Origin of the sequence: Methylobacterium sp. yr668, from assembly GCF_900116245.1 — a bacterium.
Classification (GTDB): Bacteria; Pseudomonadota; Alphaproteobacteria; order Rhizobiales; family Beijerinckiaceae; genus Methylobacterium.
Genome location: NZ_FOZY01000001.1, coordinates 443,214 through 469,111, shown reverse-complemented (window position 1 = coordinate 469,111; position 25,898 = coordinate 443,214). Strand labels below are relative to the sequence as shown.

23 protein-coding genes and 1 tRNA gene are annotated in these 25,898 nt (G+C 69.7%); 4 read left to right on the top strand and 20 right to left on the bottom strand.

Features of this window, described 5'->3' with window-relative positions:
- Positions 1-233: 233 nt before the first annotated feature.
- From BM419_RS02170 to BM419_RS02115, 12 genes are all read right to left on the bottom strand, one after another.
- Positions 234-1,145, bottom strand: coding sequence for a cytochrome c1 (locus tag BM419_RS02170; protein ID WP_056521259.1), 912 nt, complete (start codon positions 1,143-1,145; stop codon positions 234-236).
- An 18-nt stretch (positions 1,146-1,163) separates the two neighbouring features.
- Positions 1,164-2,450 carry a cytochrome b gene (locus BM419_RS02165; protein WP_091924694.1) on the bottom strand — a complete coding sequence of 429 codons (1,287 nt, stop codon included), beginning with the start codon at positions 2,448-2,450 and terminating at the stop codon, positions 1,164-1,166.
- 13 nt (positions 2,451-2,463) lie between these two features.
- Positions 2,464-3,048, bottom strand: a complete 585-nt coding sequence (gene petA / locus BM419_RS02160; protein ID WP_165923088.1) for a ubiquinol-cytochrome c reductase iron-sulfur subunit — start codon at positions 3,046-3,048, stop codon at positions 2,464-2,466.
- 182 nt (positions 3,049-3,230) lie between these two features.
- The gene (locus tag BM419_RS02155; protein ID WP_091924691.1) at positions 3,231-5,096 is read right to left on the bottom strand and encodes an ABC transporter ATP-binding protein; all 1,866 of its coding nucleotides are present in this window, start codon (positions 5,094-5,096) and stop codon (positions 3,231-3,233) included.
- Positions 5,097-5,184: 88 nt separating this feature from the next.
- Positions 5,185-5,772, bottom strand: a complete 588-nt coding sequence (locus BM419_RS02150) for an AprI/Inh family metalloprotease inhibitor (protein WP_020091772.1) — start codon at positions 5,770-5,772, stop codon at positions 5,185-5,187.
- Between the two features lie 171 nt (positions 5,773-5,943).
- A complete protein-coding gene (locus BM419_RS02145; RefSeq protein WP_024831121.1) occupies positions 5,944-6,768 on the bottom strand; it encodes a succinate dehydrogenase iron-sulfur subunit in 825 nt (274 codons plus the stop codon).
- 85 nt (positions 6,769-6,853) lie between these two features.
- Positions 6,854-8,671 (bottom strand): succinate dehydrogenase flavoprotein subunit, encoded by a 1,818-nt coding sequence (gene sdhA / locus BM419_RS02140; RefSeq protein ID WP_056521268.1) that lies wholly within the window; start codon positions 8,669-8,671, stop codon positions 6,854-6,856.
- Positions 8,672-8,702: 31 nt separating this feature from the next.
- The gene (gene sdhD / locus BM419_RS02135) at positions 8,703-9,122 is read right to left on the bottom strand and encodes a succinate dehydrogenase, hydrophobic membrane anchor protein (RefSeq protein WP_042674306.1); all 420 of its coding nucleotides are present in this window, start codon (positions 9,120-9,122) and stop codon (positions 8,703-8,705) included.
- A 10-nt stretch (positions 9,123-9,132) separates the two neighbouring features.
- Entirely contained in the window at positions 9,133-9,534 is a 402-nt protein-coding gene (gene sdhC / locus BM419_RS02130; protein ID WP_091924687.1) for a succinate dehydrogenase, cytochrome b556 subunit, read from the bottom strand.
- A gap of 129 nt (positions 9,535-9,663) precedes the next feature.
- On the bottom strand, positions 9,664-10,965 hold the full coding sequence (locus BM419_RS02125) for an SLC13 family permease (protein WP_091924686.1): 1,302 nt from the start codon (positions 10,963-10,965) through the stop codon (positions 9,664-9,666).
- A gap of 224 nt (positions 10,966-11,189) precedes the next feature.
- Complete coding sequence (locus tag BM419_RS02120; protein WP_244540686.1) at positions 11,190-11,804, bottom strand: hypothetical protein; 615 nt, start codon at positions 11,802-11,804, stop codon at positions 11,190-11,192.
- A 119-nt stretch (positions 11,805-11,923) separates the two neighbouring features.
- Positions 11,924-13,417 carry an AMP nucleosidase gene (locus tag BM419_RS02115; RefSeq protein ID WP_091924683.1) on the bottom strand — a complete coding sequence of 498 codons (1,494 nt, stop codon included), beginning with the start codon at positions 13,415-13,417 and terminating at the stop codon, positions 11,924-11,926.
- A 125-nt stretch (positions 13,418-13,542) separates the two neighbouring features.
- Between BM419_RS02115 and tsaA the strand changes: the two genes are divergently transcribed.
- The gene (gene tsaA, locus BM419_RS02110; RefSeq protein WP_091924799.1) at positions 13,543-14,052 is read left to right on the top strand and encodes a tRNA (N6-threonylcarbamoyladenosine(37)-N6)-methyltransferase TrmO; all 510 of its coding nucleotides are present in this window, start codon (positions 13,543-13,545) and stop codon (positions 14,050-14,052) included.
- Entirely contained in the window at positions 14,049-14,741 is a 693-nt protein-coding gene (locus BM419_RS02105) for an SGNH/GDSL hydrolase family protein (RefSeq protein WP_091924680.1), read from the top strand. The genes tsaA and BM419_RS02105 overlap by 4 nt, the downstream gene beginning before the upstream one ends.
- Before the next feature lie 129 nt (positions 14,742-14,870).
- Here BM419_RS02105 and guaA read toward each other — a convergent pair whose 3' ends face one another.
- From guaA to BM419_RS02065, 8 genes are all read right to left on the bottom strand, one after another.
- Positions 14,871-16,427 (bottom strand): glutamine-hydrolyzing GMP synthase, encoded by a 1,557-nt coding sequence (gene guaA / locus BM419_RS02100; RefSeq protein WP_091924678.1) that lies wholly within the window; start codon positions 16,425-16,427, stop codon positions 14,871-14,873.
- A gap of 187 nt (positions 16,428-16,614) precedes the next feature.
- Complete coding sequence (locus tag BM419_RS02095; protein ID WP_020091761.1) at positions 16,615-17,034, bottom strand: hypothetical protein; 420 nt, start codon at positions 17,032-17,034, stop codon at positions 16,615-16,617.
- Entirely contained in the window at positions 17,031-17,366 is a 336-nt protein-coding gene (locus BM419_RS02090) for a hypothetical protein (RefSeq protein WP_091924676.1), read from the bottom strand. The genes BM419_RS02095 and BM419_RS02090 overlap by 4 nt, the downstream gene beginning before the upstream one ends.
- A gap of 296 nt (positions 17,367-17,662) precedes the next feature.
- On the bottom strand, positions 17,663-19,030 hold the full coding sequence (locus BM419_RS02085) for an NTP/NDP exchange transporter (protein WP_091924674.1): 1,368 nt from the start codon (positions 19,028-19,030) through the stop codon (positions 17,663-17,665).
- Between the two features lie 108 nt (positions 19,031-19,138).
- Complete coding sequence (locus BM419_RS02080; RefSeq protein WP_091924672.1) at positions 19,139-19,894, bottom strand: NADPH-dependent F420 reductase; 756 nt, start codon at positions 19,892-19,894, stop codon at positions 19,139-19,141.
- Positions 19,884-20,789, bottom strand: coding sequence for an aldo/keto reductase (locus BM419_RS02075; protein WP_091924670.1), 906 nt, complete (start codon positions 20,787-20,789; stop codon positions 19,884-19,886). Before BM419_RS02075 ends, BM419_RS02080 begins: the two co-directional genes overlap by 11 nt.
- A 114-nt stretch (positions 20,790-20,903) precedes the next feature.
- On the bottom strand, positions 20,904-21,242 hold the full coding sequence (locus tag BM419_RS02070) for a hypothetical protein (protein WP_020091756.1): 339 nt from the start codon (positions 21,240-21,242) through the stop codon (positions 20,904-20,906).
- 75 nt (positions 21,243-21,317) lie between these two features.
- A complete protein-coding gene (locus BM419_RS02065; protein WP_091924668.1) occupies positions 21,318-21,773 on the bottom strand; it encodes a CHRD domain-containing protein in 456 nt (151 codons plus the stop codon).
- A gap of 259 nt (positions 21,774-22,032) precedes the next feature.
- On the opposite strand from BM419_RS02065, the gene BM419_RS02060 reads away from it, so the two are divergent.
- Positions 22,033-22,109: transfer RNA gene (locus BM419_RS02060), tRNA-Met, on the top strand.
- 518 nt (positions 22,110-22,627) lie between these two features.
- The gene (locus tag BM419_RS02055; protein WP_091924667.1) at positions 22,628-25,873 is read left to right on the top strand and encodes a PAS domain S-box protein; all 3,246 of its coding nucleotides are present in this window, start codon (positions 22,628-22,630) and stop codon (positions 25,871-25,873) included.
- The last annotated feature ends 25 nt before the right edge of the window (positions 25,874-25,898 follow it).

Here is a 25,898-nt window from a genome sequence, read left to right as displayed (position 1 = left end):
TGCCGGACCCATGCGTAGGCCTCGACGGAGACCTCCGGACGCCGCTCTGATCCCTGAAGCCTTCCTGCGAGGCCCGCTGACGCGGTCACCTCAGGATGAGGTGGTGCAGGGGGCGGGCAGTCTCGGGAGGCGGACCGTCGCGGCGGGCGAGCGGTAGCATGGAGCGCCGGCCGAAAAAAAGATGGGCCTCCGCTAGGGAGGCCCATCCGAACTGCGAACCGATCCGGCCCGCCTCAGTAGGTCTTGTGCAGCTCCGGCTGGAGGCCGTGCACCTCGCCACCGACATCCGCCCAGATCTTCTTCTTCACGTAGTAGAGCAGACCCGACAGCACGATCAGGAACAGGATCACCCGGAAGCCCAGGGCCTTGCGGTCCATCATGTGCGGCTCGGCCGCCCACATCAGGAAGGCCGAGACATCCTTGCCGTACTGGTCCAGCGTCTCGGGCACGACCGGCTGGCCCTGATCGTTCTTCGGGTAGGAGACCTGCCCGTCGGTGATCGGCGGCGGCATCGCGATGATGTGGCCCGGATAGTACTTGTTGTAGTGGCCGCCCTCCGGCAGCGCGAAGTCCTTCGGCGGATCCTGGTAGCCGTTGATCAGGGCGTGGATGTAGTCCGGCCCCTGTTCCGAGTAGCCGACGAGCGGCAGCCAGTCGGTCAGGAAGTAGAGCGAGCCGCGGGAGAAGGTCCGCGCCTTGGCGATGACCGAGAAGTCCGGCGGGGCCTTGCCGCCGTTGGCCGCGGCCGCAGCCTGATCGTTCGGGAAGGGCGGCGGGAAGGTGTCGGCCGGGCGGCCCGGCCGCTCGAACATGTCGCCGGCGTCGTTCGGCCCGTCCTTCACCTGGTAGGTCGCGGCCAGCGCCTTGACCTGCCCGGCCGAGAAGTGCGGCCCGCCCTCCTGCGCGAGGTTGCGGAAGGAGACCAGCTTCATCGAGTGGCAGGCGGAGCAGACCTCCTTGTAGACCTGGAATCCGCGCTGCAGCTGCGCGGTGTCGAAGCGGCCGAACACGCCGGCGAAGCTCCAGTTCACGCGGGCCGGGATCGGCCCGCCATGCCCTTCCTGGGCGGAGACCGGCACGGCGCCGATCAGCAGGGCCGCCAGGGCGGCCGCGGCGGTCGTCGAGAGGACGCGGGTCATCATCATGGTCCTGTCGTCAGCCCGTCAGCCTTTGGTGGTCGGAGCGGCGGCGGCGCCCGCCGGCATGCCGGATCCGGTCACCTGCTTGCCCGGTCCGGTCACGCTCTCGAGGATCGAGCCCGGCAACTTCTTCGGCGTCTCGAACAGGCCGCAGAGCGGCATGACGATCAGGAAGTGCGCGAAGTAGTAGGCGGTGCAGACCTGGGCGGCGAGCACGTAGCCGCCCTCCGGGGGCTGCGAGCCGAGCCAGCCGAGGAGCAGGGTCGCGCCGATGAACACCCAGAAGAACTGGCGGTAGATCGGCCGGTAGTTGCACGACCGGATCCGCGACGTGTCGAGCCACGGCGCGAACGCCAGGATGATCACCGCCGAGAACATCAGGATGACGCCGCCGAGCTTGCTCGGGACCGCGCGCAGGATCGCGTAGAACGGCAGGAAGTACCATTCCGGCACGATGTGCGCGGGCGTCACCGCCGGGTTCGCCTGGATGTAGTTGTCGGCGTGGCCGAGATAGTTCGGCTGGTAGAACAGGAACCACGCGAACAGGATCATGAACACGCAGGTCGCGAACACGTCCTTGACCGTCGCGTAGGGCGTGAACGGCACCGCGTCCTTGCCCGACTTGATCGGGATGCCGGCCGGGTTGTTCTGCCCGGTGACGTGCAAGGCCCAGACGTGCAGCACGACCACGCCGGCAATCATCCACGGCAGCAGGTAGTGCAGCGAGAAGAAGCGGTTCACGGTCGGGTTGCCCACCGAGTAGCCGCCCCACAGCAGGGTCTGAATCGTGTCGCCGACCACCGGGATCGCCGCCAGGATGTTGGTGATGACGGTCGCGCCCCAGAAGCTCATCTGGCCCCACGGCAGCGTGTAGCCGAGGAAGGCGGTCGCCATCATCAAGAGGTAGATGACGACGCCGAGGATGTAGAGCACCTCGCGCGGCGCCTTGTACGACCCGTAATAGAGGGCGCGGAACATGTGCACGTAGACGGCCACGAAGAACATCGAGGCACCGTTGGCGTGCGCGTAGCGCAGGAGCCAGCCGTAGTTCACGTCGCGCATGATCTTCTCGACGGAGGTGAAGGCACCTGCCGCCGAGGGCTCGTAGTGCATCGCCAGCCAGATGCCGGTGACGATCTGGATTCCCAGGAAGGCGGCGAGGATCGCCCCGAAGGTCCAGAAGTAGTTGAGGTTCCGCGGAACCGGGTAGGCGATGAAGGACGAGTGCACCAGCCCGGCGATGGGCAGGCGCGCCTCGAACCATTTGGCCACGCGGCTCTTCGGGACGTAGGTGCTGGCTGTTCCGCTCATGCTTCCGTCCTCCTCAGGCCGCTTCCTTGCCGCCTTCGCCGATCCGGATCTTGGTATCGGTCTGGAAGGCGTAGGGCGGGATCGGCAGGTTGATGGGCGCCGGTCCGTGGCGCACGCGACCCACCGCGTCGAATTGCGAGCCGTGGCACGGGCAGGCCCAGCCCTCGAAATTGCCCTGGTGGCCGATCGGCACGCAGCCGAGATGCGTGCAGTTGCCGTAGACCACCAGCCACTGGTCGTGGCCGCTCTTGACCCGCGTCGGGAAGGCGGCCGGGTCGATCATGGCCGAGAGCGGGACCGCCTTCATGTCGGTCACTTCCTTGGCGGTCAGCTTGCGCACGAAGATCAGCTTGCCGCGCCAGAAGACGTTGATGATCTGGCCGTCCTGGATCGGTGTCAGGTCGACCTCGATCGGCGCGCCGGCGGCAATCGTGTCGGCGTCGGGCGCCATGGAGGAGATCAGCGGCCAGACGACGGCTCCCGCCCCGACCGCCAACCCGGCGCCCGTCGCCAGGAACAGAAAGTCACGGCGGCTGCCCTCATGACCAGAGACCGCGGCAGCGGCGGCTGATGTGTTCGCCAAGGTTCGGAACTCCATGCGTCGGCGTCAGGGCCGCAGGTGCCCTCGTCCCGGCTCGTCCCGGGAACAAAGCATTATGGTTCTAATCTGAGCAATGAGACCGTCTGCCGCCCCCGAGTCAAGCCGCAGTGTGCGGCGCGGCGATAAGGTCGCCCCTCGATCGTAGCGGTATGTTGCCGGCAATCTCGCTCCTCCGACGCTCAGGCGACGGCGCTGTCGTACCGGGCCGTCCCGTCGTCGAGAAAACCGCCCGACTGTCGAGTCCAGAGGCCAGCATACACGCCGCCGGCGGCGACCAGCTCGGCGTGAGTCCCCTCCTCGATGATCCGGCCTCGGTCGATCACAACCAGCCGGTCGAGGGCCGCGATCGTCGACAGGCGGTGCGCGATGGCCAACACGGTCTTGCCGGCCATCAGCGTGTCGAGGGATTCCTGGATCGCCGCCTCGACCTGGCTGTCGAGCGCCGAGGTCGCCTCGTCGAGAATCAGGATCGGCGCGTCCTTCAACATGACGCGGGCGATGGCGATGCGCTGGCGCTGGCCGCCGGACAGCTTGACGCCGCGCTCGCCGACCTGGGCATCGTAGCCGCGCCGGCCCTTGTGGTCGACGAGGTCGGCGATGAACGTGTCCGCGTGAGCGAGCCGCGCGGCCCGCTCGATCTCCACCTGGGTGGCGCCGGGGCGGCCGTAGGCGATGTTGTCGCGGATGGAGCGGTGCAGCAGGGAGGTGTCCTGGCTGACCATCGCGATGGCCTCACGCAGGGATTGCTGGGTCACCGTCGCGATGTCCTGGTCGTCCACCAGGATCCGCCCGCTCTCCACGTCGTAGAGCCGCAGGAGCAGGCCCGCCAGGGTCGACTTGCCGGCGCCGCTGACGCCGACCAGCCCGACCTTCTCGCCCGGACGGATCGTCAGGGAGAAATCCTCGATGACGGTGGCGTCGCCGCGCCCGTAGTGGAAGCCGACCTCCTCGAACCGGATCTCGCCGCCGGTGACGGCGAGCGTCCGCGCGTCCGGCGCGTCGACGAGGGCGTGCGGCCGGGCCATCGTCTGCATGCTCTCCTGGACCACGCCGACATTCTCGAAGACGCCGCGCACGGTCTGCATGACCCAGCCCGACATGGCGATGAGCCTGAGGACCAGGGCGAGCCCCGCCGATGCCTCGCCGGTCGTCATGCCGCCGTCGCGCCACAGCACGAGGCAGGCCGCGCCGGTAGCGATCAGGAGCCCGCTGTTGAGCAGGCCGAGGAGGCTCGTCGTCAGGGTGACCAGCCGGAACTGGTGGAGATAGGCGGCGGTGTGGACTTCCACGGCGTCCTGCACCGCGGCCCGCTCCTCGCGGTCGCGGGCGAAGAGCTTCACCGTCAGAATGTTGGTGTAGCTGTCGACGATGCGGCCGATCAGCGTCGAGCGGGTGTCGGCGGTCTTGTGCGAGCGCGCGCGGGCTCGGGGCACGAACCACGCGGTCAGGGCCGCGTAGGCGGCGATCCAGAGCAGCACCGGGACGGCGAGCCACGGCGAGATCGCGCTGAACAGCCCGACCGCGGTGATCGCGTAGATCGCCACGTACAGGAGCGTGTCGATGAAGACGACGGCGAGTTCCCGCACCGCCGGGCCCACCTGGACGACGCGGTTGGCGAGCCGTCCCGAGAAGTCGCCCTGGAAATACGAGAGCGCGTGCCCGAGGGTGTAGAGATGCGCCCGCCAGCGGATCTGGCTGGTCGATTGCGGCACGACGAGCTGGTTGGACAGCACCTCGTGGGCCCAGATCGACAGCGGTCGCACCACGGCGATCAGCAGGACCACCAGCCCGAGCTCGACCGCGTGGTCCGACAGCACCGTCGCCCGGTCGGCCGAGCCGAGCAGGTCGATGAACCAGCGCATCACGAGGTAGAGGGAGGCCTCGACCGTGCCGGCGATCACCGCGATGACGAACAGCGCCGCCAGGGCGGCGCGGATCGGGCGCAGGTAGAACCAGGCGAAGCCGAGCACCGACCGCGGCGGCATCCGCGCCTCGTCGAAGGGCGCGAAGGGGTCGACGCGGCGTTCAAGCCAATCGAGGAACATGTTGATGGGGGCGTGACGCGGCGGGAGCCCCTCATGTAAGCGCCTCCCGCCGCGCGCCAACCGCGCGGCGTGGTCGCGCCGCCCGGCCTCAGCGGTTCAGGGCGAGGGCCGCGCCGGACTTGGTGAGGGCGCCTTCCAGGCCGCCGCCGCCCTGGCGCAGCCGCGCCGCCACCGAGCCGCCCGGCTGGTAGAGGTAGACCTCGCCGTCGCGGAAGTCCCAGGCCGAGACCCGCGCGAGATCCTTGTTGGCGCAGCCCGCGGCCGTCGCCCGGTAGAGGTCGAGGGCCGGGGTGCTCGAGAGCGTGACCTTGCAGTTCGCACCGGTCGCGTCCCGCGCATCCCAGCTTCCGACCACCGATGAGCGGCCGCCTGTGGCGACCGGCGGCGGCGGCGCCGGCGGGGCGACCGGCTCGGCGATCACGGTGGGGCCGCCGGCGGGCGGCGCGGCCGCCTGGGCACCGGGCGGGGGCGGCGCGTCGGGGCTCGCCGCGACGCCGGGCGGCGGCGCCAGCGGGGCCGCCGTCACCGTGCCCGACGGCATGGCCGGCACCGTGTCCAGGGACGCCTGGGGCGACGGCCCCCGGGTGCGCGGCCCGTCGAGGCGGCTGGAGGCGCAGGCGCCGAGGCTGGCGGCCAGACAGAGAACGGCGAACGTCGACAGGCTCGGGCGCAGCATCGGTCCACTTCGGGTCAGGATTCACGGCGCGGAGGCGCTTCGATCCTGACTCCGTGGCAATTGCGCTGTCCGCAAGGCAGCCCTCTCAGCCTGGACCAACTCTGCTGCGGAGAGCCGGCCTTTTCGGCCGGGTGTGGCCCTCAGGCCTCAACACCCGACTCGACTGCGCGATCAGAGCGTGCGCTCGACCATCATCTTCTTGATCTCGGCGATGGCCTTCGCCGGGTTCAGGCTCTTCGGGCACGTGTTGGCGCAGTTCATGATCGTGTGGCAGCGGTACAGCCGGAACGGGTCGTGCAGCCCGTCGAGGCGGTGGCCCGTGTTCTCGTCGCGCGAGTCGATCAGCCAGCGATAGGCCTGCAGCAGGGCCGCCGGGCCGAGGAACTTGTCGCCGTTCCACCAGTAGCTCGGGCACGACGTGGTGCAGCACGCGCACAGGATGCACTCGTAGAGGCCGTCGAGGCGGGAGCGGTCCTCCGGCGTCTGGCGCCACTCCTTCTCGGGCGCGGGCGTCTCGGTCTGGAGCCAGGGCTCGATGGCGGCGTGCTGGGCGTAGAAATTCGTCAGGTCCGGCACGAGATCCTTGAGGACCGGCATGTGCGGCAGCGGGTAGATCCGGATCGCACCGTCCTTGTCCTTGCGGGTCATCACCGGCAGGGCGTTGTCGGGGCTCTTGCACTCGTCGATGCCCATCGTGCAGGCGAGCGCGTTCTGCCCCTCGATGTTCATCGCGCAGGAGCCGCAGATGCCCTCGCGGCAGGAGCGGCGGAAGACCAGCGTCGAGTCGACCTTGTTCTTGATCCACAGCAGCGCGTCGAGGACCATCGGGCCGCAATCCTCGCGGTCGACCTGATAGGTGTCGATCCGCGGGTTGGCCCCGTCATCCGGGTTCCAGCGGTAGATCTTGAAGGTCTGCAGGTTCCTGGCGCCGGGCGGGGCCGGCCAGGACTTGCCCTGGGTGATCTGGGAATTCTTCGGAAGGTTGAACTGAGCCATGGTTCTCGACGGCTTCCGCTGGAGCAGGACGCGGCGGCCGGAGGGGTGAGGCCCCGCCGCCGCAGTCGTTGTGCAGAGTTGCAGATCAGTACACGCGCGCCTTGGGCTCGATGTACTGGATCTCGTTGGACATCGTGTAGGTGTGGACCGGGCGGTAATCGATGACCACTTGGTGCTGGCCCTCGTCGAGCCAGGACAGCGTGTGCTTCATCCAGTCCTTGTCGTCGCGGTCCGGGAAGTCCTCGCGCGCGTGGGCACCGCGGGATTCCGTGCGGTTGGCGGCCGATTCCATCGTCACCACCGCCTGGCCGATCAGGTTGTCGAACTCCAGAGTCTCCAGGAGGTCGGTGTTCCAGACCAGCGACCGGTCGGTGATCTTCACGTCGGCGGCGGCGTTCCAGACCTTGTGGATCAGGCCCTTGCCCTCCTCCAGCACCTCGCCGGTGCGGAACACGGCGCAGTTGTTCTGCATCGTCTTCTGCATCTCGGCACGGAGCTCCGCGGTGGGGGTCGAGCCGTTGGCGTAGCGGAACCGGTCGAGACGCTCGAGGGCCTTGTCGGTCGCGCCCTTGGGCAACTCCATGGCCCGGCCGTTCGGCTCGACGATCTCGGCGCAGCGCTTGCCGGCGGCGCGGCCGAAGACCACGAGGTCGATCAGCGAGTTCGAGCCGAGGCGATTGGCGCCGTGGACGGAGACGCAGGCCGCCTCGCCGATCGCCATCAGCCCCGGGACCACCGTGTCAGGGTTGCCGTCGCGCAGCGTCAGCACCTCGCCGTGATAGTTCGTGGGGATGCCGCCCATGTTGTAGTGGACGGTCGGGATGACCGGAATCGGCTCCTTGGTCACGTCGACGCCCGCGAAGATCCGCGCGGATTCCGAGATGCCCGGCAGGCGCTCGTGCAGGATCTTCGGGTCCAGGTGGTCGAGGTGCAGGTAGATGTGGTCCTTGTTCTTGCCGACGCCGCGGCCGTCGCGGATCTCCATGGTCATGGAGCGCGAGACCACGTCGCGCGAGGCGAGGTCTTTCGCCGACGGCGCGTAGCGCTCCATGAAGCGCTCGCCCTCGGAATTGGTGAGATAGCCGCCCTCGCCGCGGGAGCCTTCGGTGATCAGGCAGCCCGCGCCGTAGATGCCGGTCGGGTGGAACTGCACGAACTCCATGTCCTGCAGCGGCAGGCCGGCGCGCAGCACCATGGCGTTGCCGTCGCCCGTGCAGGTATGGGCGGAGGTCGCCGAGAAGTAGGCGCGGCCGTAGCCGCCGGTCGCCAGGATGGTCATCTGGGCGCGGAAGCGGTGGATCTCGCCGGTGGCCTGATCGAGGGCGATGACGCCGCGGCAGCGGCCCTCGTCGTCCATGATCAGGTCGAGGGCGAAGTACTCGATGAAGAAATCGGTCTGGTTCTTCACCGCCTGCCCGTAGAGGGTGTGCAGCATCGCGTGGCCGGTCCGGTCGGCCGCCGCGCAGGTGCGCTGGGCGGTGCCCTTGCCGTAATCGGTCGTCATGCCGCCGAATGGGCGCTGGTAGATCTTGCCCTCCTCCGTGCGGGAGAACGGTACGCCCCAGTGCTCCAGCTCGTAGACGGCGGCGGGCGCGTTGCGCACGAGGTACTCGATGGCGTCCTGGTCGCCGAGCCAGTCCGATCCCTTCACGGTGTCGTACATGTGCCAGCGCCAGTCGTCCGGGCCCATGTTGCCCAGCGAGGCCGAGATGCCGCCCTGCGCCGCCACCGTGTGGGAGCGCGTCGGGAACACCTTGGTGATGCAGGCGGTGCGCAGGCCCGCTTCCGAGCAGCCCACCGTGGCGCGCAGTCCCGCGCCGCCCGCGCCGACGATCACGACGTCGAAGGCGTGATCGTGGATGGTGTAGGCAGGCCCGCTGCCGTTTGTGCCGTTGGCGGCCATGTTCGGCTCCTCGAGATCGATGTTGGCGGGGTCAGGCCGGCTGTCCGAAGCCGATGCGCAGAACCGCGTAGAGGCAGGCGACGGCCACGACGACCGCGTAGGCGTTGTTGGCGAACACCGCCGCGATCTTCGTCGCCGGCGCGTGCACGTAGTCCTCGATGATCACCTGCATGCCGAGGCGCATGTGGACCGTGACCGACAGTAGCGCCAGGATCAGGAGGATCGACACCAGAGGGGTCGCGACGAGGAGCCGCGCCTCCGGGTAGCCGCGGCCCGCCATCTTGGCGATGATCACCACGAAGCTCAGCATCAGCACGACGTTGGCGACGGCGGTCAGCCGCTGCAGCCACCAGTGCCCGGCGCCGTGATGGGAGACGCCGAGGCCGCGCACGCGGGCGCGCGGCGTGCGGATCGAGACGCGCGTGTCCTGCCGGACCTCTTCCTTAGCCATGTCGTCCTCCTCAGCGGACCAGAAGGGCGACCGCCCAGATGACGAGGGTGAGGGCCACCGAGCCGATCAGCGTCAGCCGGGCCATCGAGAGGCGCTTCTCCCGGTCGAAGCCGACGCCGGTGTCCCAGATCAGGTGCCGGATGCCGCCGAGCATGTGGTGCATCAGGATCCACGTGTAGATGAACAGGATCAGGCGCCCGAAGATCGAGCCGAAGAACCCGGCCACGTAAGAGTAGCCGGCCGGTCCCGAGGCCAGAGCCACGAGCCAGATCGCGACGAGAGCAGTCCCGCCGTAGAGCGCGGTGCCGGTGATGCGGTGGAACACCGACATCGCCATCGTCCAGGTCCAGCGATAGATCTGGAGATGCGGCGACATGGGCTGAGCCACTGTCGGGCGGGCGGTGGGTGCCATCGTGTTGAAGCCTCGCAGCTGCGAACTGGACCGTCTCTAATCTGGTAGCGCTAGAGCCTGAGCGGGCAACCCGCAATCCGTCATGGTGCGGCGCAATGTGCCCTCTGGGGCGACACTTTGCCGATTCTGTCACTTCAGCTGTCCCAGGAGGCGCCACCACGCGTAGTCGAGCGGCGCCGCCACGAGGAGCGACAGGAAATCGAAGCTCAGGGTGAGCCGGGTCGCGTCCCGGAGACGGACCCGCCCGAGCTCGCTGGCGAACACGATCGGGGGCGCCTGATAGGGGAAGAACAGAGTCGAGTAGCCGATCACCTGCAGCGAGACGACCGCGAAGGGTGACAGGCCGCTCGCCTCCGACATCTCGCCCGCGAGCGCCGTGTACAGGGCCGGGGCGCCGTTGGCGGTGACGAGGAGGGTCAGCACCGTGGCGATGCCGGTGAGCACCGCGAAGTTCTGCGTCGGCGCGTCGTGCGCCAGGGGGGCGACGGTCAGCAGCAGATGGCCGAGGCGCTCGCCGAGCCCGGTCTCGTTGACGAGGGCGACGAGGCCGAGCAGCGCCGCGATGTAGAAGCAGGTCCGCAGGTTCACCTGTTGGAACGCCTCCGGCGGCAGGACCCCGATCCGCGGCAGCAGGCAGACGACCGCGGCGGCGAGGCCGACCCAGGCGGGGGCAAGGCCGTGGAGGCTGTCGGTCATCCAGAGGATCAGCGTGCAGGCGAGGATCACCGCGAGGCGCCGCTCGGGCGCGGACAGCGGGGGAAGGTCCGGCAGGGCCGGAGCGGCGGAGCCGAGGTTGTCCGGGAACAGCCGGACGATGAGGCCGACGAGCAGCACGCCCTTCACCAGCGCCAGGACCGGGGCATGCAGGAGGAAGTAAGAGAGGTACGACAGGTGCAGGCCGAGCAGGTGCTCGGCCGAGCCGGCCATCACGAGGTTCGGGACGTTGGCGGGCAGGATCGCCGCAGAGAGGATCGGGGTGGCGGGGCCGACGGCCAGGACCGCACCCGTCCGCCCCGGGCGCCCGGCCGCGAGGCCGAAGGCGTCGCAGAGTGCGAGGGTGACGGGGATCATCAGGGCAATGCGGCCCAGATTCGACGGCATGACGAAGGCGATGAGGAAGCTCAGCGTCACCAGCCCAGCGATGAAGCGGCCGTAGGAGCCGGAGAGCCGCAGGGCGAGGGTGCGCGCCATCCGGGCGCCCAGGCCGGTCCGGGTCATGCCCTGCCCCACTACCATGCCGGACAGGACCAGCCAGAACGCGGAGGATGAGAAGCCCGAGAACACCGTCGCGGCCGAGCCGAGACGCAGCAGCATCGCCAGTCCGAAGAAGGCGAGTGCCGTGACGATCTCGGGCAGCAGCGCGGTCGCCCACAGGCCCATGCACAGCACGAGCAGCCCCGCCGTCGCCGCAATCAGTCCCTCGCCGCTCACCGCGATCGTCCCCGCACCACGCTACGCCGGAAGCGGCATCCTCATCGGATTGGAACGGTTCGCAATTCGGGACTTGTTGAGCGAGCCTTCGCCTGCGGCGAAGGCTGTGGATCCGGTGGGCCGATCTGGCCCAGGGGTCCTCACGACATTGCCCGACCGAAGGCCGGCCGGGCGTCGCGCGGTTTCGAGGATGCGCCGCGGGGACGAGACCCGCGCCGCCTGACTCAGTAGCCGTAGCCGTAGTAGCCGTTGCAGGCAGCCGGGTCGTAGGCGCCGTAGCCGTAAGTGTAGGCGCAATTGTCGTAGCCGTAGTCGAGACCGCCCAGGCCGTAACCGACGCCGAGGCCGAGCCCGAGGCCGGCGAGTCCGTAGCCGACGCCGCGTCCGTAGCGGTGGCCGTAATAGCCGCGGTTGACGAAGCCGCGACCGGCGATCCCGCGGTTCCCGACCCCGCCGAACCGGCCGGCCTGGTTATATCCGCCGGCCTGCAGGCCGCCGGTCCGGACGCCGCCGACGCCGGCCACGCCGAGCCCGGCCCCGCGGAAGCCGCCGCCCAGTCCGCCGACCCGCGCCCCGCCGACGCCGTTCTGGAAGGCGCCGCCGCCGAAGCCGCCGTTCCGGAACGCCCCGCCGCCGACACTGCCGCCGCGGAAGCCGCCGCCGAAACCGCCACCGTGGAAGCCGCCCCCGCCAAATCCACCGCCGTGGAAGCCACCGCCGCCGAAGCCGCGGGCATCGGCGACGGTCGGCGCGAGCGCGACGGCCGTCAGGAGGGCGGTGGAGACGAGTGCGATACGAGTCTTGGGAAAGCTCAGCCTGATGTGTGGTGCTTTAACCACTCAACCCGGCTCTAAGGCGGCTGTATCCAAGCTTGAGTATGACCGATGGCGTGGCAGTCGGTCGCTGAGTTGGCGATATGTACGTCGGGCTCGAACGTCACCCTGGACTTCACGAAGTCTCACCGGAAGGGCGGTTCATCGAAACTGCGCAGCTTGCGCGAGTGGAGACCTTGCCGATCGGCCCGAAGAACGTCGATGGCCGCCAGCCCGACCCGGAGGTGCTCCGAGACGGCCCGGTCGTAGAAGGCGTTGGCGGCACCCGGGAGCTTGATCTCGCCGTGGAGCGGCTTGTCTGAGACGCAGAGCAGCGCGCCGTAGGGAACGCGCAGGCGGAAGCCCTGGGCGGCGACCGTGCCGCTCTCCATGTCCACCGCCACGGCGCGGGACTGGTTGATCCGACGCCGCTCCTGGCTGAAGCGCAGTTCCCAGTTGCGATCGTCGTAGGTCACCACCGTGCCGGTGCGCAGGCGCCGCTTGAGCGCGTCAGCCTGCTCGCCCGTCACCGCGGCGGCGGCGTCCTGAAGGGCGACCTGCACCTCGGCGAGGGCCGGCACCGGCACGTCCGGCGGCACGAGCTCGTCGAGGATCCGGTCGCGGCGGAGGTAGGCGTGCGCCAGCACGTAGTCGCCGATGGTCTGCGACTGCCGCAGGCCGCCGCAATGGCCGACCATCAGCCAGCAATCTGGGCGCAGCACCGCGAGGTGGTCGGTGATCGTCTTCGCGTTCGAGGGGCCGACGCCGATATTGACCAGCGTCGTGCCCTGCTGGGTCCCGTCGGAGTCGCGCGCCACCAAGTGGTAGGCCGGCATCTGGTGGCGGTGCCAGGGCGAGGCGGCGATCACCGCGGCCGGGTCGGCATCGGCCGCCTCGGCACGGGTCACGGAAACGCCGCCCGGCAGGACCAGCCGCTCGAACCCCTCCGCGCCCGAGGCGAGCCGCTCCAAGCCGTGGCGGACGAACTGGTCGACGTAGCGGTGATAGTTGGTGAGCAGGATCCAGGGCTGGACGTCGCGCCAGTCGCAGCCGGTGTAGTGGACGAGGCGCCGGAGCGAGTAATCGACCCGAACCGCGTCGAACAGCGCCAGGGGCAGCGGCTCGCCAGGGATCTGGTCGAACAGCCCGTCCGCGATCTCGTCGCCCACGAGCGACAGGAGCGGCACCGGGAAATAGGTGGCGAGGTCCGCGCCGTCGACGCTCCGCCCGCGCGCGTCCAGCCCGGCCTCCAGCACGTAGGGATAGGGAATCTCCTGCGCGCTGAGACCGACCTCGAGGGCGATGCCGTAGTCGGCGATCAGCGGCTCCAGCTGGCGGGTCAGGTACGTCCGGAAGAATCCCGGATGCGTGATTGTGGTGGCGTAGGTGCCGGCGGCCTGGAGCTTGGCGGTGGCGCGCCGGACCCGGGGCAGCGGCCCGTCCGGGCGGTAGCTGATCCGCAGTTCCGGGTAGCGGAAGGCGAGACGCTCCGTGGCGTCCGGCGGCGGCCCGCCGGCGAGGTAGCGCTCCAGCGCGGTCCGCAGGGCGCCGGCCGCGTCGTCGTAGAGTTCGACCAGCCGGTCGATGGCGGTCGCGGCATCCGCCACCGCCTGCATCGGCCGCAATTCCCGCTCGATCATGTCGCCTCCGTTCCTGCTGCCGGATCTACACCCCGCGCCGTCCGGGGGCGAGATGCGGGGTTGCGAGCCGCGGACACATGGCCGACAAGCCGACCGGCGCGGAGCGCGGCGGCGAGGACGCGGGCATGGACACGGGGCTGGACGCGGATGAGTTCGGGACCCGTCCCGGTGAAGAGGGGGCCGCCCTGCCCGCGACCTTCGACGCGGGCCTCCACTTCATCGGCCGGCTGCGCACGCCCTGGCAGGCGCGGTCCGACTGTCCGAAGAACGGCCTGCAGGCCGACGGAATCTGCACCGTCGAGGTCGATCCGGCCTACGCCCCCGGCCTGCGCAACGTCACGGGCTGCACGCACCTGATCCTCCTCTACTGGATGGACCGGGCGACCCGCGGCCTCGTGATCCAGCGGCCGCGCCACGCCGACGGCCCCAGGGGCACGTTCTCCCTGCGCTCGCCCGCCCGTCCCAACCCGATCGCCCTGTCGGTCGTGGAACTGCTCGGCCGCGACGGCGACACGCTCCGCGTGCGCGGGCTCGACTGCCTCGACGGCACGCCGCTCCTCGACATCAAGCCCTACTTCGCCTCGACGGACGCGCGGCCCGACGCCCGGGTCGACCGGGCCGGGGCCGAGCCGTGAAGCGCGTCGTTCTCCTCATTATCGTCGGGCTCGCCCTCCTGGCGATCGGCGGCTTCGCCGGGTGGCGCCTGCATCGGCCGGGGGCCGACGCGCGGGCCTACGCCGAGATGCGCCTGATCGCCGTGCAGGTCAGCCTCGACGAGGCGCCGCCGGACTACGTGTTCTGGGCCGGCGATTCCCAGGTGGAGTTGCAGCCCGGGAGCCAGCGGCCCTGCGGGCTCGACTTCCTCAACGGCGGGATCAGCGGCGCGACCGCGGGCAGCTACGCGGACTACCTCGCGCGCCTGACCTTCAAGGTGCAGCCGCGGCTCGCGGTCCTGACCATCGGGACCAACGACATCTTGGTGAAGAACAACCCGCAGCTGCACAAGCCGACGGAGCAGTTCGAGGCCGCCACCGAGACGATCGTCAAGCGGCTGCAGACCCTCAGCCCGCGCGTCGTGGTGACCGCCCTCCCCCCGGTCGGTCGCGAGATCGGCAAGCTGGTCGATGCCGGCGCGGTCGCGGATTACTCGCGCCGGTTGCAGAACCTCTGCGGGCGGCTCGGCTGCGTCTTCGCGGATCCGTTCGCAGCCCTGCGCGACGGCGATACGGGCTACGCCAAGCCCGGCGCCCTGCGCGACGGGCTGCACCTCGCGGCATTCCGGCCGGCGCTGAGGGCGGTCGAGCCGGCGCTCTGCACCCCGTGAGGGCCGGCGCCGCGTCGTTGCGAGCGGTGCGTAGCAATCCAGGAGCGCGTCACGGATCGAAGCGTCACGCTGCCCTGGGTCGCTTAGCTCCGCTCGCGATGACGGCGCGGGATCGGGCCGGACGCCGGCTCATTCCCACTCGATCGTGCCGGGCGGCTTCGAGGTGATGTCGTAGGTCACCCGGTTGATGCCCTTCACCTCGTTGATGATCCGGGTCGCGACCCGGCCCAGGAAGGCCATGTCGAACGGGTAGAAGTCGGCGGTCATGCCGTCGACCGAGGTGACGGCGCGCAGCGCGCAGACGTGGTCGTAGGTGCGCCCGTCGCCCATCACGCCGACGGTCTTCACCGGCAGGATCACCGCGAAGGCCTGCCAGATCGTGTCGTAGAGGCCGGCCTGCCGGATCTCGTCGAGGTAGATCGCGTCGGCCTTGCGTAGGGCTTCCAGCTTCTCGCCGGTGATCGTGCCGGGGCAGCGGATCGCCAGGCCCGGGCCCGGGAACGGGTGGCGGCCGACGAAGCCCTCGGGCAGGCCGAGCTCCTTGCCGAGCACCCGGACCTCGTCCTTGAACAGCTCGCGCAGCGGCTCCACGAGCTTCATGTCCATGCGCTCGGGCAGGCCGCCGACGTTGTGGTGGCTCTTGATCGTCACGGACGGACCGCCGGTGAACGACACGCTCTCGATCACGTCGGGGTAGAGCGTGCCCTGCGCGAGGAACTTCGCCCCGCCGATCTTCTTTGATTCAGCCTCGAAAACGTCGATGAACAGGCGGCCGATAGTCTTGCGCTTGATTTCCGGGTCGCTGACGCCCTCCAGAGCCGCGAGGAACATCCCCGATGCCTCCACGTGGACCAGCGGGATGTTGTAGTGGTCGCGGAACAGCGCCACGACCTGCTCGGCCTCGCCGAGGCGCAGGAGCCCATGGTCGACGAACACGCAGGTCAGCTGATCGCCGATCGCCTCGTGGATCAGCACCGCCGCCACGGCCGAATCGACGCCGCCCGACAGGCCGCAGATCACCTTCTCGGAGCCGACCTGCTCGCGGATCTTAGCGATGGCCTCTTCGCGGTAGGCGCCCATGGTCCAGTCGCCCGAGCAGCCCGCGACGTCGCGCACGAAGTTGCGGATCAGCAGGGCGCCGTGGGGCGTGTGCGCCACCTCCGGGTGGAACTGGACCGCGTAGTAGTTGCGGGCCTCGTCGGCAACCGCCGCGAAGGGGGCGTTCCTGGAGATCGCCACGGTGGTGAAGCCGTCCGGCAGCTTGGTGACGCGATCACCGTGGCTCATCCAGACCGGGTATTTCTCGCCCTTGTGCCAGACGCCCTTGAACAGCGGGCAGTCGGCCAGGATCTCGACCTCGGCGCGGCCGAACTCCGCGTGGTGGCCGCCCTCGACGGCGCCGCCGAGCTGGGCCGCCATGGTTTGCTGGCCGTAGCAGATGCCGAAGACCGGGACGCCCGAATCGAACACGAGCTGGGGCGCGCGGGGCGAGGCCTCGACGGTAACCGATTCGGGGCCGCCGGAGAGGATCACGCCCTTGGGCTTCTGCTCGCGGAACGCGGCCTCGGCCTTCGTGAAGGGCACGATCTCGCAGTAGACGCCCTCCTCCCGCACGCGGCGGGCGATGAGCTGCGTCACCTGAGAGCCGAAATCGACGATCAGGATCTTGTCGTGGTCGGTGTTCATCGCGGGCGATTATCCGAAGCCCGCGGCGCGTGCAACGCACAAGTCCGGATTGTCCGGCCTTCCGACGTGCCGTCACCGACGGAATGCCGGACCCGAACGTCAGGTCCCGCGCGTCGCCGTCGCCCCGTCGGTGCCGGCGCGGCCAGCCGCGCGCGGCGGTCTCGGCTGGCCCGACGCGCGCCAGCTCTCAGTCGAAGTTGCGGACCTTGGCCGAGCCACCGAGGCTGATCGCGGGCTTCGCGGCGGCGCCGGCGAGGCTCACCTTCTTCTGGCCGGGCGGGGTCTTGGCGCGCAGCTGCGGGGCGGGCTCGGGAGTCGGTCGCGACGGCTTCAAGTGCGCCTGGCCGTGGATCACCGAGCCGATCTCCCCCGCCACGCGGATCAGGTCGTCGCGCTCGCAGGAACGAGCGACCTTTAGCCCGAGCTTGTGCATGTGGCTCTTGCCGTAGAGGTAGGCGGCGAGCTGCGCGCGCTTCAGCGGCGGGATCTGCTCCAGGATCAGCGGCAGGTCGAAGTCGTCGGCCCGGTACACGGAGCCCAGAACCTCGAGGGTCACCGGGCAATCGACTTCGGGCTCGGCGCCGCTGGTCGGATGCGCTTGCGTCATGGATGCCTCTCGGAGGTCGATGGATCGGGACCGGGCTCGGATGCCCCGGAGCCGGGGTCGAGTTCAACCCCTATCGGAACGGTGAGGTTCGCAATCCTGTCCTGCGCGGGCGCAGGCGTCGGTGGCGGGACCGGTTCGGGCTTCCAGGCGCCCAGGCAGCCGGTGCAGACCGATTCGATCACCGCGCGGGCATGGGCCTGCCGACGGGCCCAGAGCATCTCCCGGGCGAGGCGCGCCGCCTCGGCGTCCGGCAGCGGGCGGATGCGGATGAAGAGCGGCTCCTGCGCGGCGACGGGTGCCGGTGTCAGGGCGAGGAGCCCGAGCAGCGCCATCGCGGGATCGGCGGCACGCCACCGGCGCCGCGGCGCCGACCATGCAGGTCCCGCCATGTCACTCTCCCGCCCGGAACGAGCGCGATACCTCACCCGTCAGGGTAAACCGCCTCTTAACGGCCGCCGCGGCCGCGCGGAACTTCACCTCGGGAAGCCGGTAGAACCAGGGGGGACCGAGCGGGAGACGGCTTGATGCCTCAGATGTTCGACTGGATCTTCTTCGCGATCATGCTGCCGTTCCCGGCCTACCTGGTCTGGGACTTCATGCGGCATCGATAGGCGCGGCGAAACGGCGCTCACCCGCCGGGCGCAGCGGCCGCACGGCCGACCGGCGCGGTCCGTTCGGGCTCGATGCCCGGCTCCGCCGCCTGCTCGGCCCGCCGCCGCTCCTGCGCGCGCCCGAGCCAGACGCTGTTCACGAGCCACGCCATCGACAGCGGGATCGCGGCGCCGGCCACGCTGGCGCTGCCGAGCCCCATGCCCTGGATGCCGGTGAACGACCACGCGCCGACCTGATCGCCCAACCGGTAGACCACCGTGTCGATGAAGCTCTTCGCCTTGTAGCGGTCCTCCCGGGGGACGACGGTGAACAGCACCTCGCGCACCGGCCGGGCGATCGCGAAGTTCCCGGCCCGGCGGAGCACCTGGAACGCCACGATGACGCCGATCGTCGGCCAGAGCGCGAGCGCCGCGAAGCCGAGGATGCTGAAGGCCGGGAGGATCGCCAGCGTCAGGGCGACGCCGATTCGGTTCACGATCCGGCCGGTGAGGAACAGCTGGATGCCCAGCGTGAGGACGTTCACCGCGAGGTCGACGCTGGCGAAGAACGCCGTCTGCGCGCCGCGGTCCGGGAAGCTCCGCTTCGCGATGCCCGCCTGCTCGAAGTACAGGAACGTCGAGGTCACCGAGAACAGCAGCAGGAACAGCGAGATGTTGAGTAGGTAGGGCGACGCGAGGGTCCGGGTGACGCCGGCGAGCACGCTGCCGCCGATCGTCCGGTCCTGCCCGTCCTCGGCGCCCCCGTCGCGGCCCGGCACCTCGTGCAGCTGCGTCGACAGCGCGGCGAGCCCGCGCATGCAGAACACCGCGATCTCGAGGAGCACCACCGCGCACAGCATCAGGCCCCAGGTCGGGACGTTCTTGGCCAAGATCGCCGTGGTCGCCGAGCCCGCGATGGCGCCGAGCGTCGCGCCGGCCGCGATGAAGCCGAACAATCGCTTGCCCTGGGCGTTCGAGAACACGTCGACGATCGTCGCCCAGAAGATCGAGACCACGAACAGGTTGAAGATCGACAGCCAGACGAAGAACACCCGGCCGATCCACACGCCCCACTCGGCGGGCGCGAGGTAGAGCGTCAGCGCGAACGCCAGGATGTTGGCCGCGAAGAACCGATAGGTGATCGGCACGAACCGCGCCCGCGGCATCCGTTTCACCAGGTAGGCGAAGGGCAGGTTGAGGGCGAGCATCCCCAGGAGGGTGGCGGTGAACAGCCAGGGCAGGTTCTCGATGCCGCCGGCGACGCCCATCTGGTCCCGGATCGGGCGCAGGACGTAGTAGGCGGCCAGGATCGAGAAGATGTAGGCCCATGACCAGGCCAGCGCCCGGCCCTCGCCGGGCTGAACGTCGATCAGGCGCGCGAGCGTGCCGCGGGCGGGTTCAGGCATGGGCCGATCTCACCGGAATGGGCTTCTTCCCCGGACGGGCCTCCCTCGGGGAAGGCTCGGTCGGACCCCTCGCCGTTGCGGGGCCCGGCAAGGGGCCGGGCGACGCGCCTACTTCGCCAGTCCGAGTTTCTCGCGCATCTCCGGCGCGGTTACGTCGTGACCGAAGCCCGGGCTGCCCATGGCGAACTTGTCGGCATCCTTGAGCGGGCCGACCACCACCGGGTCGAACCCGGCATCGCGGACGAGGCCCTCGGCGACCTTCAGCGCCTCCGGGTCGTCCCCGGCGATCGGGATCGCCATCCGCCCGCCCGCACGACCCTTGCCGCCGTCCGCGCCCTCCTTGGCGAAGATCTTGTAATTGGCCGCATTGAAGGCGCGCACGATCTTGGCGCCGGGGAAGTACTTGGCCGAGGTCGCGCCGATCCCGCTGGCCTGGACCTCGTCGTAGAGCGCGCCGTCGCGCTTCTGCGTGGCGTTGCCGGCATCGAGGACGACCTTCCCCTTGAGGGACGGGCCGATCTCCTTCGCGAGGTCCGGATAGGCCTTGTAGGGGACGGCGATGAACACGGCGTCGCCGAACTTGATCGCCTCCTCGGGCGTGCCGGCCCTGGCCTTGGGCCCGAGCTCCGAGACCATCGCGGCGAGCTGCTCCGGGTGGCGGGAGGCGAACATGACCTCGTGGCCGTCCTTGACCCAGAGCGACCCGATCGTGCCGCCGATGTTCCCGGCGCCGATCACGCCGATCCGGATCTTCTTCGCGTCGTCCTGGGCCGCGGCGGGCACGGCCGCGGGAAGAGCGGCGGCCACGGCGAGGCCAACCGCGAGGGCGAGCGCCGCGCGGCGCGAGGTGAGATCAGACCGCATCGATGAACGTCTCCATCTGCTTGCGCTGCGCCGCGTCGGGAAGCTTGCCCCGCGCGGCCCCGAGGTTGTCCTCGACATAGGCGGCCTTCGCCATGCCGGGGATCGGGCAGGTCACGGCCAGGTTGCCGAGCACGTATTTCAGGAAGAACTGCGGCCAGCTCGCGCAGCCGAGATCCTTGGCGACCGCCGGCAACTCCTTACCCTGGACCGCCTTGAACAGGCGATCGCGGCCGAACGGCACGTTGGTCATCACCGCCACGCCGCGATCCGCGGCCAGCGGGAGCACGCGCTCCGCGGCGGCACGGTTGTCGATGGCGTAGTTCACCTGAATGAAGTCGAGGCTCTCGCGCTTCATGACGGCCTCCAGGGCGTCGAGCTGGTTGTCGCGCCAGACCGTGACGCCGACGTACCGGACGCGCTTCTGCGCTTTCAGATCGCGCAGGACCGCCAGATTCCCGGTCACGTCGATCAGGTTGTGGACCGCCACCAGGTCGAGGGTGTCGACCTTCATGCGCTTCAGCGATCGGTCGAACTCCGCCAGCGTCGCGTCGCGGCCGGTCGTGTCGACCTTGCTGGCGAGGAAGATCTTCTGGCGCAGGCCGGGCTCCGCCAGGATCAGGCCGAGGACGTCCTCGGCGGTGCCGTAGCTCGGGGCTGTGTCGATCACCGATCCGCCGAGTGCGACGAAGGTCTTCACCGCCTCCTTCAGGGGCGCCACCGCCTCGGGCGTCGGCTCGACCTCGTAGCGCCGGGACGTGCCGATCCCGATGGCCGGAAGCGTCTCGCCGGTGGAGGGTATCGGGCGGCGGATCAGCGGCTCGGCCGCCGCGGCGAGGCGGCCGGCGAGCGGGGCGATAGCGGCTGCGGCGATGACGGCGCGACGGGATACGGGCATGGCCGGCCTCCGACGGATTCAGGACCCGCCGGGAGATAGGGCGCGTCCGCGCTCTGTGTATTCTTAATTCTCACGCTTCCGCGAGGGATGCGCGCTGCACCTTCGAGGCTCGGTCTAATCTTCCTCGGGCGGGTCCTCGAATTCCGCGCCCTCGGTATCGGGGGCGATGCGGAACCGGTACTCGTCGATCGCCAGGAACGCCCGGTGGGCGACCTGCGGGTCGATCCCGTCGCGGACGACCAGGGTCTGGAAGTCGATGAACAGGCGCGCGACGCGGGCCTCCTCCGTCAGGGTGGCCAGGGCGGACGAGCTCGCGCCGGCGCGCATCATGTAGCGCTTGGCCTCTCCGGCCGCGTCTGGCGCGGGCAGGACGACGACCTGCCCGGCGGTTTCCGGCTTCAGATCCGCCCAGCGGACGGGCGTCCAGGCGATGATGGCGTCGGTGTGCTTCATCGAAGGCTCCGGCAGGTGGACGGGGATCCGCCTACCGGGCGCGGCCGGGAACGTCGAGGCTCCCGGCGTTCCGGATCAGGGTGCGCGCTCCATCTGGCCGCGGATCTCGCCCTTCGGGTTCGCGGCGGTGTGGAGGTTGAAGTAGACCTTCCCCGCCTCGAGATCGGCGGCCTTGGCGTCATCGAGGGTCGCCTCGCCGGTGAAGGGGCTGCTCGCCGCCGTCACCGGCACGAGCACGCCGGCATTCTCGCCCGCCTTGGCCGGTCCGTGGAAATGGGCGGCCGTGACCGGCCCGGTGAGGCCGCTGTACTGGCCCGACCAGCTCAGGCGCTTGGTGGCGGGATCGAAGGTCGCGGTGATCTCGCCCTTGCCGGAGGACGCGGTTGCCGGCACCTCGCTGCCGCCGGTGAGCGCCGCGCGGTAGGTGACGTCCTGGCCCGCGGCGAATGCCGGACCCGTGGCGAGCGGCACCCCGAGGACGAGAAGGGCAGCGAGGCTGGTGGTCCAGCGATGGCTCTTGCGCGCTGTCATCGAACGCTCCGCGATCTGACGGGCCGTCGAGCGGCCCGTGCCAAACCTAGCGGGCCGGGACGGGTCGGACATGGCGAAGTGGCTGTCGCCGAGCGATTCTCGGTGACAGCCAAGCGTTTCCCTCCCGCGCGCGACGGTACGCGGCCTGCCCGACCTCCGGAGGCGCGATTTGCTCACGGGAAGACGTTGACACGGAGCGCCCGCTCTTCCTATACCGCCGCCACTGCACGCATCGTCTCGATGGACGGTCGCGGCTCGTGGCGGGGTAGCTCAGCTGGTTAGAGCAGAGGAATCATAATCCTTGTGTCGGGGGTTCAAATCCCTCCCTCGCTACCAACAGTTTCAGTAATCTTCGTCTATAAATTCAATTCTCCTCTGAGCGTGCCGGCCTCTGTGTCGGATCTGGGCCGCAGCCGGAACGCTGATCCTGAGGATCGCAAATCCTTCCGCGAGCGGCCGGTCTCCAAGACGATCAGTTCTTCGCTCGACCGCTTCGGTCGCACGCGAAGCCACTCACTTTTCAATCCCGTCTCGCTTGCCGCGAAGCAATGGACGTCTGAACTTGCTTCAGGATCTTGTACGGCTTGCCGTCGAGGACGGAGATCGGCGCGTCGAGCGCTACCGACCTTTCGATCTCGGCCGGCCCGACAGCTGATCGGGTCGCGACCCTTTAAGGCAGGCGAAGGTTGATGCCGGCGAACACCGTCCCGTCTTGAAAGTTCAGGACGGTATCCGTCCATCGCATGACGCGGCGGCCACGATTGCCGGGCGGACCGCGGCTGCCGGTCCGAACCGGCGGGCGACCGTGATCTCTCTAAACGGAACCGGCCGGGACTGGATGGCTTGGCCTCCTGATGCACGACTTCGAAGAGACGCCGGCCATTCGGGAGACGGTGAAATCGATCGGCCCGGACGTCGGCGCGATGTCGCGCGCGCAACTTGAGGCGGAGGTGCTGCGCCTGCGCTCGAGGCTGCCGGAGGCAGGGGGCGAGACCGTCGGCCGGGAGGTGCGCCCGGTGCATCGGACCGCCGGGCAGGACGCGCCAGCGAGCGAATGGCGCCACCGGGTCGTCTTCGACAACGTCAGGGACTTCGCCATCGTCGTCACCGACCGCGACGGCTCGGTCATCGCCTGGAACCCCGGCGCCGAGCGGATCTTCGGTTGGACGGCGGAGGAGATGCGCGGGCAGCCCGCCGACCGGATCTTCACGCCCGAGGACCGTGCGGAGGGGCGCCCTGAGGCCGAGATGCGGCTCGCGACGAGCGAGGCGCGCGCCTCCGTCGAGCGCTGGCACCTCCGCAAGGACGGCAGTCGCGTCTGGACGTCGGGCGAGATGATGCCGCTGCTCGACGAGGCCGGTGCTCATCGCGGGTTCACCAAGATTGTCCGCGACCGCACGGCCGAGCACGAGGCCGCAAGGTCGCTGAGGCAGCGCGAGGCCCACCTCCGGCATACCGTCGAACTGAATCCCCAGGTGCCGTGGACCTGCGACCCGGCGGGCAACATCACCTCATACTCGAACCGCTGGCTGGAACTGACGGGCCAGGCACCCGGCGAACCCGACGGCGCGGGCTGGATGAAGGCCCTGCATCCGGAGGACGTCCCCCACACGGTCGCGGTATTCTCGGCCTGTCTCGCCTCGGGCGAGCCGGTCGACGTGGACTATCGCATCAACATCGCGGCGACCGGCACGTACCGCTGGATGCGGGCGCGCGCGCGTCCCCGCCGCGACGGAGCCGGCGCCATCGTGGCCTGGTACGGGGTGGTCGAGGACATCCACGACCGCCGCCTGGCCGAGGCGGCGCTGCAGGAGAGCGAGGCCCGTTACCGGACGCTATTCGAGACGGTCGAGGTCGGGTTCTGCATCCTCATGATGCGGTTCGACGCAAACGGACGGGCGGTCGATTACCTGATCGAGGAGGCCAATCCGGCCTTCGCCCGGCAGACGGGCGCCGACGTCGCCGACCGCTGGGTCAGCACGTTCGCGCCCGACCTCGAACGGCACTGGTTCGACAGCTACGGCCGCGTCGCCCTGACCGGGAAACCCGCCCATTTCGAGAACTACGCCGCCGTGTTCGGGCGCTGGTTCGACGTGCGTGCGCACCGGGTCGGGGACCCGCGCGACCACCGCGTCGCGGTCTTCTTCAGCGACATCACCGCGCGCAGGAGCGCCGAGTTGCTGGCGGAGGCCAGCGCGCGCGAGCTCCGGCTCATCACCGACGCGCTGCCGGTGCTGATCGCGTTCATCGACGCCGGCCACGTCTACCGCTTCGCCAACGAGGCCTACAAGGACTGGTTCTCCGCCCTGCCCGGCGAGGTCGTCGGACGCGATGTCCGCGAGCTGCTCGGCCCCGCCGCCTACGCCGTGCGGCGACCCTTCATCGATCGGGCGCTCGGGGGTGAGCCCGTCACCTTCGAGACGGACTGGCCGCACCGCGACGGGCGCCACCGCGTCGCCGAGATCCGCTACCTGCCGCGACGGACCGCCGGCGGCCGCGTCGACGGTTTCCACGTCTTCGTGCAGGACGTGACCGTCCGGGTGCAGACGGAGGCCGACCTCGCCCGCCAGGTCGCCGCCCGGACCGCCGAGCGCGACCAGATCTGGCAGGCCTCGTCCGACCTGCTCTGCGTGGCCAACCTCGACGGCTACTTCGTCGGCCTCAACCCGGCCTGGTCGCGAACCCTCGGGTGGACCGACGCCGACATGAAGGCGCGGCCGTTCCTCGATTTCGTCCACCCCGACGACGTCGCGTCGACCGTGGCGGCGGCGGGGGGACTGTCGCGCGGTGAGGCCCAGCTCACGTTCGAGAACCGCTACCGCCGCAAGGACGGCAGCTATGTCTGGCTGTCCTGGAACGCGGTGCCCCGCGACGGGCTGATCTACTCGTCCGTGCGCGACGTGACCGAGATCAAGCAGCAGGCCGAGGCGCTGGCCAAGACGGAGGAGGCTCTGCGGCAGTCGCAGAAGATGGAGGCGGTCGGCCAGCTGACCGGCGGCCTCGCACACGATTTCAACAACCTGCTCGCGGGCATCTCCGGTTCCCTGGAACTGATGCAGACGCGGATGAGCCAGGGGCGGATGGGTGACCTCGACCGCTACATGAGCGTCGCCCAGGGCGCGGCCAAGCGGGCCGCCGCCCTGACGCATCGCCTGCTGGCCTTCTCCCGCCGCCAGACCCTCGACCCCAAACCCACCAACGTGAACCGCCTCGTCCACGACATGGAGGAGCTGGTCCGGCGCACCGTCGGTCCGGCCGTCCACTTGGAGGTCGTCGGTCTCGCGGGGCTGTGGCCGGCGCTGATCGATCCGGGCCAGCTGGAGAACGCGCTGCTCAACCTGTGCATCAACGCCCGCGACGCGATGCCGGACGGCGGTCGCATCACCATCGAGACCGCCAACAGGTGGATCGACGAGGTCGGCGGCCGCCAGCACGACCTCGCGCCCGGCCAGTATCTCGGAGTCTGCGTGACCGACACCGGCACCGGCATGGCGCCGGACCTGATCGGAAAGGTGTTCGAGCCGTTCTTCACCACAAAGCCCACCGGCGAGGGCACGGGCCTCGGCCTGTCTATGGTTTACGGCTTCGCCAAGCAGTCCGGCGGGCAGGTGCGGATCTACTCCGAGGTCGGCGCGGGGACGACCGTCTGCCTCTACCTGCCGCGGCACTACGGCGAGGCCGACGAGGACGCGGTCGCGCGCAGGCTTTCCGAGGTCGAGCAAGCGGGCCAGGGCGAGACGGTGCTGATCGTCGACGACGAGCCCTCGGTGCGCATGCTGGTCACCGAGGTGCTGGAGGACCTCGGCTACACCGCCATCGAGGCCGCCGACAGCGTCGCCGGCCTGAAGGTGCTGCAGTCGGACGTGCGCATCGATCTGCTGGTGACGGATGTCGGCCTGCCGGGGGGCATGAACGGGCGACAGATGGCGGACGCCGGCCGCGAGCGGCGACCGGACCTGAAGGTGCTGTTCATCACCGGGTACGCGGAGAACGCCGTGCTCGGGAACGGCTACCTTCGGCCCGGGATGCAGGTCTTGACCAAGCCGTTCGTGCTGGAGACCCTCGCCTCCCGCATCAAGGACCTCATCGCCGAGACTTGAACCCCCTCGTCCGAAAGGGCCGCGC

What these genes read in the sequence shown, in the direction of transcription:
- BM419_RS02170 (WP_056521259.1), bottom strand. Translation starts at nt 1,145, where the DNA reads ATGATGATGACCCGCGTCCTCTCGACGACCGCCGCGGCCGCCCTGGCG.
- BM419_RS02165 (WP_091924694.1), bottom strand. Translation starts at nt 2,450, where the DNA reads ATGAGCGGAACAGCCAGCACCTACGTCCCGAAGAGCCGCGTGGCCAAA.
- petA (WP_165923088.1), bottom strand. Translation starts at nt 3,048, where the DNA reads ATGGAGTTCCGAACCTTGGCGAACACATCAGCCGCCGCTGCCGCGGTC.
- BM419_RS02155 (WP_091924691.1), bottom strand. Translation starts at nt 5,096, where the DNA reads ATGTTCCTCGATTGGCTTGAACGCCGCGTCGACCCCTTCGCGCCCTTC.
- BM419_RS02150 (WP_020091772.1), bottom strand. Translation starts at nt 5,772, where the DNA reads ATGCTGCGCCCGAGCCTGTCGACGTTCGCCGTTCTCTGTCTGGCCGCC.
- BM419_RS02145 (WP_024831121.1), bottom strand. Translation starts at nt 6,768, where the DNA reads ATGGCTCAGTTCAACCTTCCGAAGAATTCCCAGATCACCCAGGGCAAG.
- sdhA (WP_056521268.1), bottom strand. Translation starts at nt 8,671, where the DNA reads ATGGCCGCCAACGGCACAAACGGCAGCGGGCCTGCCTACACCATCCAC.
- sdhD (WP_042674306.1), bottom strand. Translation starts at nt 9,122, where the DNA reads ATGGCTAAGGAAGAGGTCCGGCAGGACACGCGCGTCTCGATCCGCACG.
- sdhC (WP_091924687.1), bottom strand. Translation starts at nt 9,534, where the DNA reads ATGGCACCCACCGCCCGCCCGACAGTGGCTCAGCCCATGTCGCCGCAT.
- BM419_RS02115 (WP_091924683.1), bottom strand. Translation starts at nt 13,417, where the DNA reads ATGATCGAGCGGGAATTGCGGCCGATGCAGGCGGTGGCGGATGCCGCG.
- tsaA (WP_091924799.1), top strand. Translation starts at nt 13,543, where the DNA reads ATGGACACGGGGCTGGACGCGGATGAGTTCGGGACCCGTCCCGGTGAA.
- guaA (WP_091924678.1), bottom strand. Translation starts at nt 16,427, where the DNA reads ATGAACACCGACCACGACAAGATCCTGATCGTCGATTTCGGCTCTCAG.
- BM419_RS02095 (WP_020091761.1), bottom strand. Translation starts at nt 17,034, where the DNA reads ATGACGCAAGCGCATCCGACCAGCGGCGCCGAGCCCGAAGTCGATTGC.
- BM419_RS02090 (WP_091924676.1), bottom strand. Translation starts at nt 17,366, where the DNA reads ATGGCGCTGCTCGGGCTCCTCGCCCTGACACCGGCACCCGTCGCCGCG.
- BM419_RS02085 (WP_091924674.1), bottom strand. Translation starts at nt 19,030, where the DNA reads ATGCCTGAACCCGCCCGCGGCACGCTCGCGCGCCTGATCGACGTTCAG.
- BM419_RS02080 (WP_091924672.1), bottom strand. Translation starts at nt 19,894, where the DNA reads ATGCGGTCTGATCTCACCTCGCGCCGCGCGGCGCTCGCCCTCGCGGTT.
- BM419_RS02075 (WP_091924670.1), bottom strand. Translation starts at nt 20,789, where the DNA reads ATGCCCGTATCCCGTCGCGCCGTCATCGCCGCAGCCGCTATCGCCCCG.
- BM419_RS02070 (WP_020091756.1), bottom strand. Translation starts at nt 21,242, where the DNA reads ATGAAGCACACCGACGCCATCATCGCCTGGACGCCCGTCCGCTGGGCG.
- BM419_RS02065 (WP_091924668.1), bottom strand. Translation starts at nt 21,773, where the DNA reads ATGACAGCGCGCAAGAGCCATCGCTGGACCACCAGCCTCGCTGCCCTT.
- BM419_RS02055 (WP_091924667.1), top strand. Translation starts at nt 22,628, where the DNA reads ATGCACGACTTCGAAGAGACGCCGGCCATTCGGGAGACGGTGAAATCG.